Here is a 16,076-nt window from a genome sequence, read left to right as displayed (position 1 = left end):
TTGCTTACTTGAACGCGACCGGCTTGCCCGATGCGTCCTTGACTTCGCCCCATGCCTTGGCGATCGTGGCCTTCACGCCGTCGGGCATCGGCACGTAGTCGAGCTCATCGGCCGTCTTGTCGCCGCCCTTGTAGGCCCAGTCGAAGAACTTGAGCACGGTCGTGGCGTTGGCGGGCTTGTCCTGCATCTTGTGCATCAGGATGAAGGTGGCACCGGTGATGGGCCACGCGCCCTTGTCGGCCTGGTTGGTCAGCACCTGGTAGAAGCTCTTGTTCCAGTCGGCGGCGGCAGCGGCGGCCTTGAAGGCGCTGTCGTCCGGCGAGACGAAGTTGCCGGCCGCGTTCTGCAGCTGGGCGTAGGTCATTTTGTTCTGCTTGACGTAGGCGTACTCGACGTAGCCGATCGAGTTGGGCAGGCGGTTCACGAAAGCGGCGACGCCTTCGTTGCCCTTGCCGCCCGCGCCGGTGGGCCAGTTCACGGCCGTGCCTTCGCCGACCTTGGTCTTCCACTCGGCGTTGACCTTGCTCAGGTAGTTGGTGAACAGGAAGCTGGTGCCCGAGCCGTCGGCGCGGCGAACCGGTGCAATGGCGGCGTCAGGCAGGGCCAGCGAACCATTGAGCGCCTTGATGGCGGGGTCGTTCCACTTGGTGATCTTGCCTAGGTAGATGTCGCCCAGGACCTGGCCGTTGAGCTTCAGCTCGCCGGGCTTGATGCCGGGGATGTTCACCACGGGAATCACGCCGCCGATGACGGTGGGGAACTGCATCAGGCCCTTGGCCTGGAGCTCGTCGTCCTTGAGGGGCGCATCGGAAGCGCCGAAATCGACCGTCTTGGCTTCGATCTGCTTGAGGCCGGCGCCCGAGCCGACCGACTGGTAGTTGATCTTGACGCCGGTGGCCTTGTTGAAATCGGAGGCCCACTTGGCATACAGCGGTGCCGGGAAGCTGGCGCCGGCGCCGGTCACGTCTTGTGCGAAGGCGGGAACCTGGGCGAAGACCGCGGCCACGAGGCCGGCAGCTGCAAATTTGAAAGTCGTTTTCATGGAGGCTTCCTTTTAGAAGTAAGAAGTAGTCCCTTTCGGGCTTGGAACGGACTCTAGAAAGCTTGTGTGACATCGGTGTGACACCCCGCTGTCGAGGGAAAATGCCGCTCTTTCCCCTTCGGATCGTGTGACGCTGTCACACAACCGTCATGCGCCGCACCTAGCCTTGCGAACCTCGCCACCGGCGATTTGGAAGGCCGCGCGCCCGCCACGGCGCTACGATCGAAGCCACCCGCCTTCTTCCACGACAACTACATGCAAAACGGCACCCGCCTCGCCGCCGTCGATCTCGGCTCGAACAGCTTCAGGCTCGAAATCGGACAGGTCGACCACGGCCAGATCCACCGCACCGAGTACCTGAAGGAAACGGTGCGCCAGGGCAACGGCCTGGACAGCGCCCGCAACCTCACGGCCGAGGCCATGCAGCGGGGTTGGGACGCGCTTGCCCGCTTTGGCGAGCGGCTGGCCGGTTTCAAGCGCTCGCAGGTGCGCGCCGTCGCCACCCAGACACTGCGCGAGGCACGCAACCGCGAGGAATTCCTGCTGCGCGCGCGCACCATCCTGGGCTTCGGCATCGACGTGATCCCGGGCCGGGAAGAAGCCCGCCTCATCTACCAGGGCGTGGCGCACATGCTGCCCCACACCGACGCCTCCGACCGCGAGCGCCGCCTGGTGGTGGACATCGGCGGGCGCTCCACCGAAATGATCATCGGCCGCGCGCTCGACGCCGAACTGATGGAGTCCTACCGCGTCGGCAGCGTCGCCTGGTCGATGAAGCACTTTGGGGAAGGCCTTTTCACCCAGAGCGCCTTCCGCGCCGCCGAGGTGGCCGCCAAGGCGGTGCTCGACGACGCACTGTCCAGCTACACCCGCGACCAGTGGGACGTGGCCTATGGCGCCTCCGGCACCATCGGTGCCGTCGGCGACGTGCTGGCCGCGGCGGGCGGCGAGCCGGGGCTCATCACCCGCGACGGCCTCGACTGGCTGGTCGACCGCCTCCTGAAGGCCGGCAGCACCGACAAGCTGCGCGTCGACGGCATGCGCGAAGACCGCAAGCCTGTCATCGGTGGCGGCGTGAGCGTGCTGCGCGCGGTGTTCGACCTGCTGGACATCGAGGAAATGAGGGTGGCCCAGGGTGCGCTGCGCCACGGCGTGCTCTATGAGCTGCTGGAGCGCGACGAAAGCGTGGCCGACATGCGCACCGCCACCGTGGCGCGGCTGGCGAGCCGGTTCGCGGTCGATGCGGCGCAGGCCAGGCGGGTGGGCGAAACCGCGGCCGCCCTGTTCGTGCAGCTCACTCCGGCGGCGCGCGGCGGCAGCCCCGGCAGCCGTGCCGGGCGGGCGCTGCGCAAGCTCGGCTGGGCAGCGCAGCTGCACGAGATCGGCACGCTGGTCTCGCACAGCGACTATCACAAGCACGGCGCCTACATCCTCGACAACACCGACGCCCCCGGCTTTGCCGTCAATGAACTGCATGCGCTCGGCCAGCTGGTGCTGGGCCAGCGCGGAAAGCTGCGCAAGCTCGACGCCGCGCTCGAGGACGAGACCTTCGTGATGCAGCTGCTGTCGCTGCGCCTGTCGGTGATCCTGTGCCATGCGCGCCGCGATCCCGATCCGCGGGCGCTGCACCTTGCGGCACTGGGCGCCAGGGCCTTCACGATCGCCTGCGCGCCCGACTGGGCCGAGGCCTATCCGCAGTCCGCGCACCTGCTGCGCGAGGAAGTGCTGGCCTGGCAGAAGACCAGCAGCTGGCGCGTGGAGCTCAGCGGGGCCTGAGCCGCCTCACTTCGCGTCGAGGCCGGCGGTGCGGGTGCTTTCCGCAGACAGCACGCGCGGCTGGTCGCCCCCGAACATGCCGGCATAGGCGGGCTGCACGACCCGGTCCAGCCCCTGCTTCAGCCCCCCATGGGCCACCGCGGTGTCCTTGAGCAGGCCGTCATAGCTGAAATAGGTGGGCTCGCTCACGTCGGCGGTATGGGCCGTCTGGTGCACGACGGACTGCCGCTCGTCCCTGAGCAGCTGCTCCACCGAAATGAAGGGCTTGAAGCTCGAGGTCGCGTCGGCCGCGCCGTACGCCGTGGTGATCCGCAGGATCAATGTGCTGTAGCCGGGCGTGGGCTGGAGCTCCGGCACCTTCATCTCGCTGGCCGGTCCGGTGGCGCGCATGAAAGGCGTCAGCTTCACTTCGCGGCCGCTCTCGCGCAGGCGCGCCGCCAGCTGCTCCGCGAACTGCCGGTTGAGCGTCATGGCCGCGCCACTGTTCTTCACCGCGGCCGTGAATTCCTTGCTGCGCTGATCGGTCCGGGCGGCCATGGTCATGCGGCTGTTGGTGTCGATGCTCAGGGCCAGCAGTGCGCCGATGGGTCCCAGGAGCAGCCCGGCAAAGCCCGTGAGTCCCGAACCGCCGCCATCGGTGACGATCAGCTGGTCTTCCTCGTTGTAGATGAGCTCGACCTTCGCGGCCGAACGGGTGGCGGCATCCTGGCGCGCCTGCAGCGCGGGTTTGGACGCTTCGGCCGCGCACCCCGCCAGGAGGGCGGTGGCGACGAGCAGGGACGTCAGCTTCTGCAACGACATGCCCGCGTCCAGGCGCAGCAGATCCATGAAGCTTCTTGGCAGCGGGTTGAGCAGTTTCATGCGTATTCCCCAGTGGTATGGCCGATGTGAAGCCACTGTAGGAATCGCGCCGCCCGCGCACATGAGCGGTGCGCACTTTCTCCGGGGAGACAAGCGCCCCGCCACCTCTGCCCGCGGCCATGACAAAGCGCCTGCGCCGGCCCCGGATGCGGCTATCCGAGCCGTTTCACCTGGCGTGGAAGCTGGCGGTCCGGGTGGTTTCCGAACCGGCGAGGCGCGGCGGCCCGTCTTCGCCGAACATGCCGGCATAGGCAGGCTGGACGATCCGGGCAAGGCCTTGCCGCAGGCCGTCCTGCGCCCTGGCCGGGTCCTGCAGCAGGCCGTCGTACGCCAGGTAGGCCGGCTCCTCCAGGTCGGAGGTATGGGTGGTCTGATGGAGAACGGCCTGCTGCTCGTCCCGCAGCGACTGCTCGATTGCCACGAAGGGCTTGAAGCTCGACGTCATGTCGGGTGCCCCGTAGGTCGTGGTGACCCGCACGAGCAAGGTGCTGTAGCCCGGGGTGGGTTCGAATCCAGGCGCCTTCATCTGGGCGAGCTCGCCGTCCATGCGCGCGGCGGGTGTCAGCTTCACTTCGCGGCCGCCGGCCCGCAGGCGCGCCGCCAGTTGCTCCGCGAACTGCCTGTTGAGAGGCATCGCGCCGCTGCTTTTCACGACGGCCGTGAACTCCTTGCTGCGCCGCTCGATGCGGCTGGCCAGCGTCATCCGGGTACCGACCTCGACGCCAAGGGCCACCAGCGTGCCGACAGGGCCGAAAACCCCGGCCCAGCCCATGATCGCGGACCCACCGCCATCCATCACGGACAGCTGGTCCGGCTCGTTGTAGACGAGTTCGATCTTCGTGATCGACCGGGTCGCATCGTGGCGAACTTGCGGCGCCGGCTCGGGCGCGCCCGTCGCGCAGCCGGCCAGCAGGGCCGCAGAGATCAGCAGCGATACAAGCGTCCTCACGGAGGCGTAAACGTAAGCCATAGTTTCAATTTGCATCTAAATGCATCAGATGCAACTATTGTGCCTACAGACCGCTATCGCACCCCATCGGATTTCGTCAATTAGTTTACAGATCCGGGCAGATTTTCAGCCTGCGGATCGCCCGTCAGAGCAGCTCGGGCGACTGCACAGTCACCACGACGGTCTGCACGTCGCCGTCGCGTTCGCGCGTGCGGATCCACCAGAGCGAACCCTTGCGCACCGGACAGCTGTCCTGCTTCAGGCCGAGAAGCAGCGAGATGGCCTGCCCCACCGAAGGCTGGTGCCCGACCATCAGCACCACCGACTTGCCGTTGGGCCAGCCGGCCGCAGCCAGCATGGCCTCGGCGGTGGTGTCGGGGGCGAGTTCGGCGCGCAGCTTGTATTTGCGGCCGAGCGCGAGCGCGGTCTGCTCGCAGCGCCGCGCGGGGCTGCAGATGATGCGCGTGCCATCCGGCAACTGCCGGTCGAGCCAGCTGGCCATGCGCTTGGCCTGCTTTTCGCCGCGCGCGGTCAGGGAACGCTGCAGGTCGTCGCAGCCTTCGGTCCAGTCCTCGGCTTCGGCATGGCGCCAGAAGATCAAGTCCATGGTTGTCGTCTTTCGGTCGTCAGTTGCTGGGTGCATCGGGGTGATGGCCTCGCGATGCATACCGGTTCATGAGTGCAGCCTGGGCACCGTGCGCCTCGATGGCGCGCGACGCGCCCGCCTCGCCGGCATGGGTGTCGTGGTCGACGCGCGTGTAGATGCCGTCGCCGCCCAGGTCCCAGGCGTCGCGGCCGTCGTGCAGGTAGGCGACCAGGCATTCGTCGATCAGGCGCTGGCGAAGGCTGGGGTCGGTCACCGGCCAGGCCAGCTCGATGCGCCGCATCATGTTGCGGTTCATCCAGTCGGCGCTCGACAGGTAGAGCGACTCGTCCTCGCCATTGCGAAAGTAGAAGACGCGCGAGTGCTCGAGAAAACGCCCGATCACCGAGCGCACGCGGATGTTGTCGGTGAGCCCCGGCACCTGCGCGGGCAGCGTGCAGGCGCCGCGCACGATGAGGTCGATCTTCACGCCATTCTGGCCGGCGCGCATCAGCGCGGCCACCAGGGCATCGTCGGTCAGCGCATTCATCTTGGCAACGATGCGGGTCGGCTCGCCGGTGGCAGCGGCCAGGCTCAGCGCGTCGATCTGCGCGATGAGGTTCCGGTGCAGGTCGAACGGCGCGAGCCACATGCGGTTGAGCTTGGGCAGGCGGCTCTGGCTTGCCAGGTGCACGAACACGGCTTCCATGTCCGCCGTGAGCAGCGGGTCGGCCGTCAGGTGGCTGATGTCGGTGTAGAGCCTGGCGGTGCGCGGGTTGTAGTTGCCGGTGGACAGGTGGCCGTAGCGGCGCATCTGCTTGCCCTCGCGGCGCGTCACCAGCAGCATCTTGGCGTGCGTCTTCAGGCCCACCACGCCATACACCACCTGCGCGCCGATCGACTCGAGCATTTCGGCCCAGTTGATGTTGGCCTCTTCGTCGAAGCGGGCCTTGAGCTCCACCACCACCGTCACTTCCTTGCCGCGGCGCACGGCTTCGCGCAGCAGGTCCATCAGCTCCGAATCGGTGCCCGTGCGGTAGATGGTCTGCTTGATGGCCAGCACCTGCGGATCCTGCACGGCCTCGCGCAGGAATGCGAGCACGCCGTCGAAGCTCTCGAAGGGCTGGTGGATCAGCACGTCGCCATGCTGCAGCCGCTCGAAGAACGACTGCGCCGGCGACAGCGTGACCGGGTAGGAGGCCGAGTACGGCGGAAACAGCAGCTGCGGCTCCTCCAGCAGATCGATCAGCTGGGTCAGGCGGGCCAGGTTGACGGGGCCGTGCACCCGGTAGAGCGCCTGCGCCGGCAGGTTGAATTGCGCCAGCAGGAAACTCGCGAGCGACTCCGCGCAACTGGCCGACACCTCGAGCCGCACGGCCTGTCCGTAGTGCCGGTGCTGCAGCCCCTGGCGCAATGCGGTGCGCAGGTTCTTGACGTCTTCCTCGTCCACTGCCAGGTCGGAATGCCGCGTGACGCGGAACTGCGAGAAATCGCCCACCTCGCGCCCCGGGAACATGCTCGAAAGATGGGCGCGCACCACGCTCGACAGCGCCACGAACAGCGTCTTGCCGTCCGACACCTTGGCCGGCATGCGGATCACGCGCGGCAGCACGCGCGGCACCTTCACGATCTGGATCGGGTTCTCCCGCCCGAAGGCGTCCTTGCCGCCGAGCCGCACGATGAAGTTGAGCGACTTGTTGGCCACCTGCGGAAACGGGTGCGCCGGGTCCAGCCCGACCGGGATCAGCAGCGGGCGCACTTCGCGCTCGAAATATTCGCTGACCCACTTGCGCTGCGCCGGATTGCGTTCGCCGTGCGAAATGATGTGGATGCCGTGCTTGGCGAAGGTCGGCATCAGATCGTCGTTGTAGAGCGCGTACTGGCGCGCCACCAGCGCATGGGCGGCCTCGGCAAGGCGCTCGAACGATTCGATCGTGTAGGCGCCCTTCTGGTCGCCGGCGCTGCTGGCAATCAGGTGCGGCGCGGCGCGCACTTCGAAGAATTCGTCGAGATTCGATGAAACGATGCAAAGGTAGCGAAGGCGCTCGACCAGCGGCACTTCAGGCCTGCGGGCCCAGTCGAGCACGCGCTCGTTGAACGACAGGATGCTGTGATCGCGGTCGAGCAGCGTGAGGGCCGTTGCCGCGACCGCGGGCGTGCGGTCAGCGGGAGCAGGTTGCATGGGCACTGATTCTGGAGCAAGCGGCACGGGAGCACATGTAGGCTGAAATATGACAGTGTCACCCTCGTTTGTGACGTTTTCGTGACCGCCGTGTGACGCCTGCGGGCCGCCCTTGGGCAGCCCCGTGCCGGGCGAAGGGGCGGACGGCCCGGCACCGGGCCGGGCGGCCGCTGGCTTCATGCGCCCAGAAAGTGCTTGCGGTAGCGCGGCGGCAGGTCGTCGATGCGCATCAGCATCGGCAGGTCCGCCGTGTTGAAGTCCGGGTCCCAGGCCGGCGCGCCCAGCACCTTGGCACCCAGGCGCAGGTAGCCCTTGATGAGCGCGGGAGGCTCGACGTCGAGCGCACCGTCGAGCCGCTCCACCGGCAGCGGCAGGCGCGGCTGCACCTGGTACTGGATCGGCGCCATGTGGCTGGCCGACAGCTGCCGCCAGATGCTGGCGGCCGCGTCGCCGCTGGTCACGCCGTTGTGCGACATCGGAATGCTCGCGCAGCCGATCATGGTGTCGAGCTTGTTGCGGTGCATGAAGCCAGCGAGCGCACCCCACAGCGCGAGGATCACGCCGCCCTGCCGGTGGTCGGGATGCACGCAGCTGCGGCCCAGCTCGACCATGCGCTCGCGCAGGTCGCGCAGGCGGGTCAGGTCGAACTCGGTGTCGCTGTAGGTGCTGCCCACGCGCCGGGCCTGGGCCGGCGTGAGCACGCGGTAGGTGCCGATCACCTGCCCGGTGCGTTCTTCGCGCACCAGCAGGTGCTCGCAGAAGTCGTCGAACAAATCGATGTCGTGGCCGGCCAGCGGCGTGCTCACGCGGGCGCCCATTTCGCCGACGAACACCTCATGGCGCAGGCGCTGCGCGGCGCGCACGTCGTCCAGGTGGCGGGCCCAGCCCACGGTGATGCCTTGCCTGGCGTCGATGACGACCGGCGGCACCGCAACGGCAGCGGGCACCGACGCGGGCGCGGCTGCAGGGACGGGCCACAGGGCGGCGCGCAGTCCGAGCTGCGACAGCGGGAACGTCGGGTTGGGCAGTTCTTTCATGGGGACCCTTTCTGCTGAAGGAGTCTCGGCACCCGCAGTGAAACGGGTATGTCAGCGCCATTGCAGTTGCATGACGGTGTTACCGCGTGTTTTGGGGCTTCCTGGATGTCTAATGCGGTGGGTCCGCGACATGGAGTTTTCTCAATGGCCACAGCCGCAAGCAGCAATTTCGACAACCGCCTTCACCAGACCTTTCCTGTCCTGAGCGATACCGAAATCGCGCGCATCGCGCACTTCGGAACCGTGCAGCGCTTCGCCCGCGGGGAACGGCTGTTCACCGCCGGCGAAACCGGCCCCGGCATGTTCGTCCTGCTCAAGGGCGTGGTGGCGGTCACGCAGCGCGACGGGCTCGGGCACGTGGTGCCGATCGTGCGCCAGGGCCCCGGCGAGTTCCTTGCCGAAGTCGGCCAGCTGAGCGGCCGCCCTGCCCTGGTCGACGGCCATGCCGAGGAAGAGGTGGAAGCGCTGATCGTGCCGCCCGCGCAACTGCGCGCGTTGCTGGTGGCAGAAGCCGACCTGGGCGAGCGCATCACCCGCGCGCTGATCCTGCGGCGCGTGGCGCTGATCGAATCCGGCGCCAGCGGGCCGGTGCTGATCGGCCGGCCGGAGTCGCCCGACATGGCGCGCCTGGAGAATTTCCTGCGCCGCAACGGGCATCCCTACCACCTGGTCGACGCGGCCGAAGATCCCGGCGCCGCCGCGCTGCTGGAGCAGTACGGCACCTGCAAGCTGCTTGCCGTGTGCCCCGACGGCTCGGTGCTGGTCAACCCCGCCGAAGAGGCGCTGGCCCGCTGCCTGGGCATGGTCGACACCGCGGAGCACAACGAACTGTTCGACGTGGCGGTGGTCGGGGCGGGCCCCGCCGGCCTTGCGACCGCGGTGTATGCGGCCTCCGAAGGGCTGCGCGTGATCGTGCTCGACTGCCGCGCCTTCGGCGGCCAGGCCGGGGCGAGTGCGCGCATCGAGAACTACCTTGGTTTTCCCACCGGCATCTCGGGCCAGGCGCTCGCGGGCCGGGCCTTCGTGCAGGCCCAGAAGTTCGGTGTGGAAATGCTGATTCCTGCCAAGGTGACGTCGCTGGACTGCTCGCGCGACAACCCCATGGACGCCCTGCGCATCACGCTGGCCGACGGCCGTGCCATCCATGCGCGCACGGTGGTGATTGCAAGCGGCGCACGCTACCGGCGGCCTGACGTGCCGAGGCTGTCGGAGTTCGAGGGCCGCGGCATCTGGTATTGGGCTTCGGCCATCGAGGCCAAGCTCTGCGCGCAGCAGGAGGTTGCGCTGGTCGGCGGCGGCAATTCGGCCGGACAGGCCGCGGTGTTCCTGTCGCGCCACGCGGCCAAGGTCAATGTGCTGGTGCGCGGCCCCTCGCTCGCGGCCAGCATGTCGCGCTACCTGATCGATCGCATCGAGGCCACGCCCAACATCGAACTGCACCCCCACACCCAGCTGGTGAAGCTCAACGGCGGTTCCGGCGAAGGACTGACGGGTGCAACCTGGCGCTGCCAGACCACGGGCAACGAGCACGACTGCGACGCGCGCAACATCTTCCTCTTCGTTGGCGCCGAGCCCGAGACAAGTTGGCTCGACGGCTGCGGCGTCTCGGTCGACAAGCATGGCTTCGTGCTGACGGGCGATGCCGCCAGCAGCGGCTTTCCGGCGCGGCCCTCCACTGCGCTCGAATCCAGCGTGCAGGGCGTCTTCGCCGTGGGCGACGTGCGCTCGGGTTCGGTCAAGCGCGTGGGCGGGGCCATCGGCGAAGGCGCGGCCGTGGTCGCGCTGATCCACCAGCACCTGTCGTCCAACTCGGCCGTTGCCTGAGCGTGCTCCGCCCGTAATTCCCGGCGCTGCACACGTGCGGATGGCCGCGTATATGCTGCCTGCCTCGCATCACAACCAACCCCAACACCGGAGCCCGCGACATGCCTGCATCGCCCATCGAGGTCTATTCCTGGCCCACGCCCAACGGCCACAAGATTCACATCATGCTGGAGGAGTGCGGCCTGCCGTACAACGCCCGTCCGATCAACATCGGCAAGGGCGACCAGTTCGCGCCCGAGTTCCTGCAGATCAGCCCCAACAACAAGATCCCCGCCATCACCGACCCCGATGGTCCGGACGGCAAGCCGATCTCGCTGTTCGAATCGGGCGCCATCCTCGTCTACCTAGCCGGCAAGACCGGCAAACTGTTGCCCAGCACCGACCGCGAACGCTACGACGTCCTGCAGTGGCTCATGTTCCAGATGGGCAGCGTCGGTCCCATGCTCGGCCAGGCGCATCATTTCCGCATGTATGCCCCTGAAAAGATCGGCTACGCCATCGAGCGCTACAGCAACGAAGCCAAGCGCCTCTATGGCGTGATCGACAAGCAGCTGTCGAAGAACAAATTCATTGCCGGCAAGACCTATTCGATTGCCGACATCGCGATCTTCCCGTGGCTGCGCAGCTGGGAAAACCAGGGCATCACCCTCACCGACTACCCGCACCTGAAGGCCTGGTTCGACGGCATTGCCGCCCGCCCCGCCGTGCAGCGCGGCGTGAAAGTGCTGGCCGACCTGCGCCAGCCGATCACCGGCGACAAGGAGCGCGAGATCCTTTTCGGCAAGACCCAATACGAGAAACGCTGAGAGCCCCGATATCCGGGCTAGAATAGAAGGCTTGTCGGGGTGTAGCGCAGCCTGGTAGCGCATCTGGTTTGGGACCAGAGGGTCGAAGGTTCGAATCCTTTCGCCCCGACCAAGAAAAATACGAATGCCTGCAATGACTCACGTTGTTGCAGGCATCTTGTTTTTCGGGCCCATGGCAGCGCGCCAAAAACAATCCCCACGGTGAATTCCTCGCGTACAGTCGAATTCACATCATCACTGACCGGGGTTGGCCGTGTCCTACTACGAACTGAAGATTGGCAACCAGACAGGCCTGGTCCAGGTCACGCAGGACCTCGTCTCCCACACCGCCACCCTGTACTGGATGCCCCGCCGCCGCCCCTTGCGCGCCACGGAAGAGATCAATTCCACGCCGCTGGCGCAGCACCAGACTTACGGGCCCTCGGAAGCGCAGACGCTCGATCTGCTGCGCGCCTGGGCCACAGAGAACTTCGAGCCGGTCGGCGATTTCGTCCAGATCTGAGTGCTCTCCGGCGCCCCGGACTCCAAGGTGGATGTGGGTAGAATCCGGGGCTCCGTTCGGCCCGGAATCTGCCCGTAGCTCAGTTGGATAGAGCACCTGCCTTCTAAGCAGGTTGTCGGGGGTTCGATCCCCTCCGGGCAGGCCAATTTCCAGTTTCAATTAGCTCAGAACCATCCTGAAACCCGCTCTCCTTCGAGGAGAAGCGGGTTTTTCTTTGCTCCGAGACGGATCGGGGCATAGCATGTCTTGTCGGTACTTTGTCGGTACTTCTGCAGGTATCTGCCCGGCCGCCAAAGCCAGGTACCGACAGCAAGGAGAAAAACCCAATGCTGACGGACACTTTCGTGAGGCAAGTGAAGCACAAGGGCAGTGAGATCGGCGAGCGCTACGCGGACGGCGGCGGCATGTACCTGCGCGTCAAAGCCGCGGGCAAGTACTGGCGCATGGACTACCGGTTCAACGGCAAGGCGAAGACGCTGGCCTTGGGCGTCTACCCCGCGGTCTCGCTCGCGAAGGCGCGGCAGCGGCGCGACAAGGCCCGCGAACTGCTTGCCGACAACGTCGACCCCGGCCTCGCGAAGCGCGCAGAGAAGCTGTCCCGGGCAGTGGAAGCAGCCAACACCTTCGAGGCGTTGGCGCGGGAATTCCACGCCACCAAGGCCAGCAGTTGGAGCGCATCCTATTCGGAGCGCTGGCTGCGCATCATGGATAAGGACCTGTTCCCCTACATCGGCAAGCTGCCGATCGCCACGATCCAGGCCAAGGACCTTCTGCACGCGCTCAAGCGCACCGAGAGCCGAGGCGTCATCGAGACGGCCCACACCCTGCGCCAGTGCGCCGGACAGGTGTTCCGCTACGGGGTTCAGACAGGCCGGTGCGCGAGCAATCCGGCGCCCGACCTGCACGGGGCGCTCCGGCCGGTGCTCACCAAGAGCATGGCCGCCGTTCTGGAGCCGCAGAAGGTCGGAGAACTGATGCGCGCCATCTACGGCTACAGCGGGCAGCCGCTCACCCGCGCTGCCCTCCTCCTGTCCGCCCTGCTCTTCCAGCGCCCCGGCAACATCCGCGCGATGGAATGGGCATGGATCGATCTCGACAACTCGATGCTCACCATCCCGGCGCAGGACATGAAGCGAAGGCTGCATGAAAAGCTCAACGGCCGCCCTCACTTCGTGCCGCTGGCAAGGCAGGCGAAGCAGGCACTTGAAGATATTCAGCCATTGACCGGGCACGGCCGGTATGTCTTTCCAAGTATCCGCACCGGCGAGCGCCCCATGAGCGAGAACACCGTGAACGCGGCATTGCGAAGGCTCGGCTATACCAACGACGAAATGACCGCCCACGGATTCCGCGCGATGGCCCGCACAGTCATGGCAGAGCAGCTGCACGGCATTTCGCCCGATGTCATCGAGGCACAACTTGCACATGGCAAGAGCGGGCCGCTGGGCGCAGCCTACGATCGTGCGCAATTCATGGACATGCGCAAGGACATGATGCAGCGCTGGGCGGACTATCTGTATCAACTCGCCAGAAGCGCACAAGTCCCGACGCTCCGGGTGGCATAGCCAGTTCCGCGCCCAAGCGCCTCTGCGACCAGCTTCGTATTCTCAGCGAAGTCGTGCACGGGCAGCCAAGCCAAGTCGATGCCTACCAACGACCGCGGAAGGTCATGCTCGCAGGATCAACGGTCATGCCGCCTTGAGCGCGAAGCGCGGCTCCTGCCTCGGTACCGGCAGGATCTCGACCGACAACCACCGCAGGTCGTTATAGCGCCGATCCCCCTCATCAAGCCAGGTGCTCACCGAGATCTCCCGGCAACGGGATCTGATCTGTAAGCGCGTTCTCACCACCCATCTTTCATAGACGGTCGACGGCAGGCATGCTCGAGTGAGCATGCGCGCCGGAATGGTGTGCATCAAGCTGATCATGCACATCATGTCCGTAGAGATGGAGTCCTTAAGGTCATGAATGTTTGCTTGTGATGGTTGGACCTTGGCCTTGCGCGGGATGTGGACTCGAACGTTGATCGCGCAAGCCTTGGATCAAATGGTTGTAGCGGGACGGGGCCTGTCCGGAGATGGCTGCGCCAGCTTGACGCGCGGTCCGATTCGGGCGATCACGTCATCGGCGACGAAGGTCCGCTCGTCCATGCTCTGGAAATCGGGGCGCAGCTCGATCAGGATCGTCGCGCCTCGCACGATCGGCGAAGACGGAACAGGCGTGTAGATGAACAACGGCGGTTGGCTGATTCTCGGCGCGGGAGGAGCCCGAAAGACAGGCATGGCACCTGCGGTTCGCTGCATGAAAGGCACACGGGCGCTGACAATGCGGTCGCCATCGATCTGCGGCTCTTGACCCATCTGGCTTACCCCCACATCCGCGAGTGGTCTCCCTTGCCCAAAAACGTCGTCGCCCGTGAGCACGGTAGTGTCGACGTTGCCCTCGACGATCTTGAACGCAGGTGCGCCGGCTTCCTTCGCGACTTGTGCGCTACGGTAGAGCATGAATGCTTCGACCCAGCGCTGCGGTGTCGCTTTTGATCCCACGAAGCGCACGCGATAGAGTTGATCGGAAAGCTTGCTGCTTGAATAACCGAAGTTGTTGCCTTCGGCACCCGCCGCTCGGTACGGCGTCGGGCCCACGCAGGCCGTCAGCGCGGTCGCTGCGATCAGCGTTGCGATTGTCTTGATCGACATGAATATCCTCCCTGGAAAGCGAATTGCTGATGGGGGTGTGCTGGTCAGAAACTCGCATTCAGGTTGAGCCCCAGCGTGACCCGTGCGGTCCGATACCCCTCCGGCTTGCGGATCGGCGCCCCCATGAAGAAGTCATAGCTCAGCTTGCTCCACTGCCCCCGCACCCCGATGACCGCGCCCGCCAGGCTGCGGCCCAGCAGGTCCGCGGTCGAGCGCCCGCCGACATGCCCGTAGTCGGCGCCGACATACAGCTCCGCCCCGCTCTGCCCCATGGCCCAGCCGATGTCGTTGCGGATCAGCCAGCCGCGCTCGCCCATCAGGCTGGTCTCGCCATCGAAGCCGCGCACTGTGTAGCGCCCGCCGATGGCGAAGCGGTCCTGCGGCGTGAGCGGCGTGCGGTTCCACTGCGCGCGGATCAGGCCCGAATAGCGCAGCTTCTGCTCGCCGAGCTTGAACGGCGCGTTCAGGCTGATGTCCGCCGTGTACAGCCGCATGCGCGAGGTGCCCTCGCCGAACGCCTCCTCCGGCGCCGCGATGGCGCCGAAGCCGCCCGTGCCGTGCTTGTAGGCGAGCGTGCCCTCCAGCGTCGCTTCGCCGATGAATTCCTTGTGGTTCAGGCCCAGCTCCCAGCCGCCCACCACCCGGTGCTGCACCTCGACCTCGGTGTCGTCTACAAAGCTGCGCGATTCGCGCCGGAAGCCCTTCAGCGCCAGCGTGGTCTTGCGGCGCTGGTCGCGGTAGATCAGGCGCGAGAGCTTGACCTCGGCGCTGTTCGTCTTGCCGGCATACACATAGTCCTGGTTCAGCCCGGCCACGCGCTGGTGGTACTGGCTGTTGGAGGCCGTGAAGCCCAGCATCCAGTAGCCATACGGCAGCGAGTAGTGCACCGTCTGGCCTTCGGTGCCCTTGGCCGGGTCGCTGAACACATGGCCGTTGAGGTTGTGGTTGGCGCTGACGTAGAACAGGTCGTTCAGCCCGAAGGGGTTGTCCACCGACACCGTGGCGCCGGCCTGGTAGCGGCCCGTGGCCTCGGTGCCGCTGTCGTCCAGGCTCAGGGTGACGCGCCATTTCTTGGCTTGGACGTACTTGACCACCAAGTCGCTGTCGCCGGGCTTGGCATCGGGTGCGGTCGAGGGCTCGATCTGGATGTCAGCCTCGGCCGTGGGCGCGCGCTTGAGGTTCTCCAGGCCCTGCTCGATGTCGCGCAGGTTCAGCAGGTCGCCGACCCGCGCGGGAATGGCGGTAGCCAGCAAGGCGGAACTGCCGAACAGCGTGGAGGAAGAATCCGGCGTCAGGCGGATGGCCGCGATGCGGCCGGGCACCAGCGAGAGGGTCAGGGTGCCGGTGGACAGGTCCTGCGGCGCGGCCAGCACGCGGGTGGTGACGAAGCCGCGCGCGATGGCCGCCTGCTGGGCGCGGGCGAGCACCACGTTCACGCCGGCGGTGCCCAGGCACCGGCCGAGGGGTGAATTGTTGCCTTCAGGACCTGAAAGATCAGAGACCGCCCACTGGAATGCCTCGGATTGCTCGCCGACCAGGAGCACGCGGTCGATGCGGAAGCATGGGGCTTCGGATTCGGGGATGCGTGCTACTGGTGCAGGCGGTGCCGCCTGCAGGCGCTGGTCGACCGTGCGCTCGTTCTGCTCGCGCAGGGCGCGTTCGCGTTCCTGCTGGCGTTGTTGTTCGACGAAGGGTTGGGGCGTGGTGGGCGATTGCTGACCAAATGCCAGCAGCGGACCGGCGGCCATGGCGGCCGCGAGCAAGTTGCGTTTCAAGCCAGAATCCCTCTTTGTTTTTTTGGCGACGGTTCTACCGACT

14 protein-coding genes and 2 tRNA genes are annotated in these 16,076 nt (G+C 66.4%); 7 read left to right on the top strand and 9 right to left on the bottom strand.

What is annotated here, in order from left to right; genetic code table 11:
• Positions 1-4 precede the first annotated feature (4 nt).
• Positions 5-1,042, bottom strand: coding sequence for a phosphate ABC transporter substrate-binding protein PstS (gene pstS / locus IB278_RS17150; RefSeq protein WP_192324472.1), 1,038 nt, complete (start codon positions 1,040-1,042; stop codon positions 5-7).
• Positions 1,043-1,297: 255 nt separating this feature from the next.
• Here pstS and IB278_RS17145 point away from each other — a divergent pair, with 255 nt between their 5' ends.
• Positions 1,298-2,818 carry a Ppx/GppA phosphatase family protein gene (locus IB278_RS17145; protein ID WP_145743566.1) on the top strand — a complete coding sequence of 507 codons (1,521 nt, stop codon included), beginning with the start codon at positions 1,298-1,300 and terminating at the stop codon, positions 2,816-2,818.
• 6 nt (positions 2,819-2,824) lie between these two features.
• Here the strand turns inward: IB278_RS17145 and IB278_RS17140 are convergent, their stop codons facing one another.
• The 5 genes from IB278_RS17140 to IB278_RS17120 form a co-directional block, all read right to left on the bottom strand.
• Positions 2,825-3,679, bottom strand: coding sequence for a hypothetical protein (locus tag IB278_RS17140; RefSeq protein WP_192324470.1), 855 nt, complete (start codon positions 3,677-3,679; stop codon positions 2,825-2,827).
• Between the two features lie 166 nt (positions 3,680-3,845).
• Positions 3,846-4,628, bottom strand: a complete 783-nt coding sequence (locus tag IB278_RS17135; RefSeq protein WP_145743562.1) for a hypothetical protein — start codon at positions 4,626-4,628, stop codon at positions 3,846-3,848.
• Between the two features lie 145 nt (positions 4,629-4,773).
• Positions 4,774-5,235: a SixA phosphatase family protein gene (locus IB278_RS17130; RefSeq protein ID WP_018906136.1), complete on the bottom strand. Its 462-nt coding sequence runs from the start codon at positions 5,233-5,235 to the stop codon at positions 4,774-4,776.
• A 19-nt stretch (positions 5,236-5,254) separates the two neighbouring features.
• A complete protein-coding gene (gene ppk1, locus IB278_RS17125; RefSeq protein WP_145743560.1) occupies positions 5,255-7,573 on the bottom strand; it encodes a polyphosphate kinase 1 in 2,319 nt (772 codons plus the stop codon).
• Entirely contained in the window at positions 7,570-8,430 is an 861-nt protein-coding gene (locus IB278_RS17120; protein ID WP_192324468.1) for a GNAT family N-acetyltransferase, read from the bottom strand. The genes ppk1 and IB278_RS17120 overlap by 4 nt, the downstream gene beginning before the upstream one ends.
• 144 nt (positions 8,431-8,574) lie before the next feature.
• Between IB278_RS17120 and IB278_RS17115 the strand changes: the two genes are divergently transcribed.
• The 6 genes from IB278_RS17115 (at position 8,575) to IB278_RS17090 (ending at position 13,127) form a co-directional block, all read left to right on the top strand.
• Entirely contained in the window at positions 8,575-10,254 is a 1,680-nt protein-coding gene (locus tag IB278_RS17115) for an FAD-dependent oxidoreductase (RefSeq protein ID WP_186454173.1), read from the top strand.
• 101 nt (positions 10,255-10,355) lie between these two features.
• On the top strand, positions 10,356-11,060 hold the full coding sequence (locus IB278_RS17110) for a glutathione binding-like protein (protein WP_145743554.1): 705 nt from the start codon (positions 10,356-10,358) through the stop codon (positions 11,058-11,060).
• A 35-nt stretch (positions 11,061-11,095) separates the two neighbouring features.
• A tRNA-Pro gene (locus tag IB278_RS17105) sits at positions 11,096-11,172 on the top strand.
• A 141-nt stretch (positions 11,173-11,313) separates the two neighbouring features.
• On the top strand, positions 11,314-11,562 hold the full coding sequence (locus tag IB278_RS17100; protein ID WP_192324466.1) for a hypothetical protein: 249 nt from the start codon (positions 11,314-11,316) through the stop codon (positions 11,560-11,562).
• Between the two features lie 68 nt (positions 11,563-11,630).
• Positions 11,631-11,707, top strand: a tRNA-Arg gene (locus tag IB278_RS17095).
• A 181-nt stretch (positions 11,708-11,888) separates the two neighbouring features.
• Positions 11,889-13,127: a tyrosine-type recombinase/integrase gene (locus IB278_RS17090; protein WP_192324464.1), complete on the top strand. Its 1,239-nt coding sequence runs from the start codon at positions 11,889-11,891 to the stop codon at positions 13,125-13,127.
• A 123-nt stretch (positions 13,128-13,250) separates the two neighbouring features.
• Here the strand turns inward: IB278_RS17090 and IB278_RS33860 are convergent, their stop codons facing one another.
• The 3 genes from IB278_RS33860 to IB278_RS17075 form a co-directional block, all read right to left on the bottom strand.
• The gene (locus IB278_RS33860; RefSeq protein WP_225612980.1) at positions 13,251-13,490 is read right to left on the bottom strand and encodes a hypothetical protein; all 240 of its coding nucleotides are present in this window, start codon (positions 13,488-13,490) and stop codon (positions 13,251-13,253) included.
• A 114-nt stretch (positions 13,491-13,604) separates the two neighbouring features.
• Positions 13,605-14,258 carry a CC0125/CC1285 family lipoprotein gene (locus IB278_RS17080; RefSeq protein WP_192324462.1) on the bottom strand — a complete coding sequence of 218 codons (654 nt, stop codon included), beginning with the start codon at positions 14,256-14,258 and terminating at the stop codon, positions 13,605-13,607.
• Between the two features lie 44 nt (positions 14,259-14,302).
• Entirely contained in the window at positions 14,303-16,006 is a 1,704-nt protein-coding gene (locus IB278_RS17075) for a ShlB/FhaC/HecB family hemolysin secretion/activation protein (RefSeq protein ID WP_192324703.1), read from the bottom strand.
• Between the last annotated feature and the right edge of the window lie 70 nt (positions 16,007-16,076).

The organism is Variovorax sp. VRV01 (assembly GCF_014852545.1).
In the GTDB taxonomy this organism is placed as follows: Bacteria; Pseudomonadota; Gammaproteobacteria; order Burkholderiales; family Burkholderiaceae_C; genus Variovorax; species Variovorax beijingensis_A.
This window is presented reverse-complemented; position numbering and strand designations above follow the sequence as displayed.